This is a genomic window from Micromonospora sp. HK10 (assembly GCF_000982955.1).
In the GTDB taxonomy this organism is placed as follows: domain Bacteria; phylum Actinomycetota; class Actinomycetes; order Mycobacteriales; family Micromonosporaceae; genus Micromonospora.
This window is the reverse complement of sequence record NZ_KQ058664.1, coordinates 1-2,252: the sequence shown is the minus strand read 5'-3', so window position 1 is coordinate 2,252 and position 2,252 is coordinate 1. Positions and strand designations below refer to the sequence as shown.

The 2,252-nt window shown below is 75.5% G+C and carries 1 protein-coding gene; it reads right to left on the bottom strand.

What is annotated here, in order from left to right; translation table 11 throughout:
• Nucleotides 1-2,252: acyltransferase domain-containing protein (locus LQ51_RS02250; protein ID WP_046562938.1), on the bottom strand; the 2,252-nt coding region annotated here is incomplete at both ends.

Sequence of the window (2,252 nt, the reverse complement as noted above, 5' to 3'; positions counted from 1 at the left end):
CCGGGTGAGCCGGGGCGCGAGCAGGGCACCGGCGCGGAGCGCGAGCTGCGGTTCGCCGGTGGCGACCGCCGCGGCGACGAGCCGTGGGTCGGCCTCGTCGGCGTCGATGACGGTCACCCGGTCCGGGTGTTCGGACTGGGCCGAGCGGACCAGCCCCCACAGCGCGGCGGCGGGCAGGTCGGTGACGTCGTCGTCGGGGCGGGCGGCGACCGCGCCCCGGGTCAGCACCACCAGCCGGCTGGCGTGCAGCCGCTCGTCGGCGAGCCAGTCCCGCAGCGCGGCGGCCACCCGCTCGGTCAGCTCGTGGGTCGCGGCGACCGGGTCACCGGCCGGCGCGGTCGCCGCGACGACCACCACCTCGGGCGGCGGCGCCTCCCCGGCGAGCAGCGCGTCGAGGTTGGCCAGGTCGGTGACCGGCAGGGGTTCCCGGGCCGGCCCGGCGTTGACCGGCCGCCACTCCACCTGGTGCAGCGAGTCCCGGACCGGGCTGGCGCCGCCGGCGCCGGCCGTGACGGGGGCCAGGGCCAGCTCGTCGACGGTCACCACGGGGGCGCCGGCCGGGTCGGCGGCCGTCAGCGTGACGGTGTCCGGACCGGTGCGGGTGATCCGTACGCGCAGGGCACGGGCGTCCACCGCGTGCAGGATGACCCCGGTCCAGGCGCGGGGGAGCTGCGGCAGGGCGGCGTCGCCGTCGACGGCCAGGGCGTGCAGGGCGGCGTCGAGGAGCGCGGGGTGGATGCCGTAGCCCTCGGCGTCGACCTCCTCGGGCAGGTGCAGCTCGGCGTACGTGGTGTCGCCGGCCCGCCAGACCGCGCGGACGGCGCGGAACGCCGGGCCGTACTCCCGGCCGGTCCGGGAGAGGTCGGGGTAGAGCCGGTCGGCGTCGAGCGGGTCGGCGTCGGCGGGCGGCCAGCCGGCCAGTTCGGCGTCCGGGCCGGTGCCCGGCGCGGTGCCGGCGCTGAGCCGGCCGGTGGCGTGGTGGGTCCACTCGGTGCCGGGGCTGATGCCGGTACGGGAGTGGATGGTGATCGGCCGCCGGCCGTTCTCGTCGCCCTCGCCGACCTCGATCTGGATGTGCACGGCGCCGTGCTCGGGGAAGGTGAGCGGCGTCTCGACGGTCAGCTCGTCGAGGCGGGCGTACCCGACGTGACTGCCGGCGTGCAGGCTCAGCTCGACGAAGGTCGCGGCCGGTACGACGGTGCCCGCCGCGACCACGCTGTCGGCCAGCCACGGGTGGGTGTGCAGGGAGAGCCAGCCGGTGAGCAGGTAGCCCTCCCCGTCGGCCAGTTCGACGGTCGCGCCGAGCAGCGGGTGGTCGGCGCCGCTGAGCCCCAGTTCGGCCGGCTCCCCGCCGCGGCTGCCGGCCGGCAGCCAGAACCGCTGGTGCTCGAAGGGGTAGGTGGGCAGCTCGACCGGCGGCGCCGCCGGCAGCAGCGCGGTCCAGTCCACGGGGAGGCCGTGGGTGTGTGCGGTGGCCAGCGCGGTGGCGAGTTGGTTGGTGGTGTCGCGGCGCAGGGTGGCCAGGGCGACGATCTCGTGCTGGTCGGCGGTGTCCTCGATGGGTTGGATGAGGACGGGGTGGGGGCTGACCTCGATGAAGGTGGTGTGGCCGTCGCGGAGCAGGGCTTGGGTGGCGGTCTGGAACTGGATCGGGTGGCGGAGGTTGTCGTACCAGTAGTCGGCGGTGAGCGTGTCGGTGTCGATGCGGTCGCCGGTGTAGGTGGAGTAGAACGCGACATCCGTCGTGGTGGGTTGTACGCCGTCGAGGGCGGTGTGGACCTCGTCGCGCAACGCTTCGACGTGGGGGGTGTGGGAGGCGTAGCCGACCGGGAGTACCCGGGCGGGGATGTCGCGCTCCTTGCAGTGGGCGACGACGGCGGCGATGGCGTCGGGGTCGCCGGCGATGACGGTGGCGTTGGGTCCGTTGACGGTGGCGATGTAGGCCCGTGGTTTGCCGTTGTGGCCGTTGGTGCTGGACCCGTTGAGGGTGGCGTTGGCTCCATCAGCTGCGGCTGCGGCTGCGGCTGCGGCTGCGGCTGCGGCGTTGGCGTTGCCGGCATTGTCGGCGTCGGTGTTGGTGGGCTGGTCGGCGTCGCGTGGAGTGGCGGCGCCGGCTGCCAGGGCGGCGAGCAGCTCGGTGACCTGATCGGTGGGTAGGGCGAGAGAGGCCATGTCGCCGTGCCCGATCAGCGCGCGGAGCGCCTGGGCGCGCAGGGCGACCACCTTGGCCGCGTCGTCGAGGGACAGGGCGC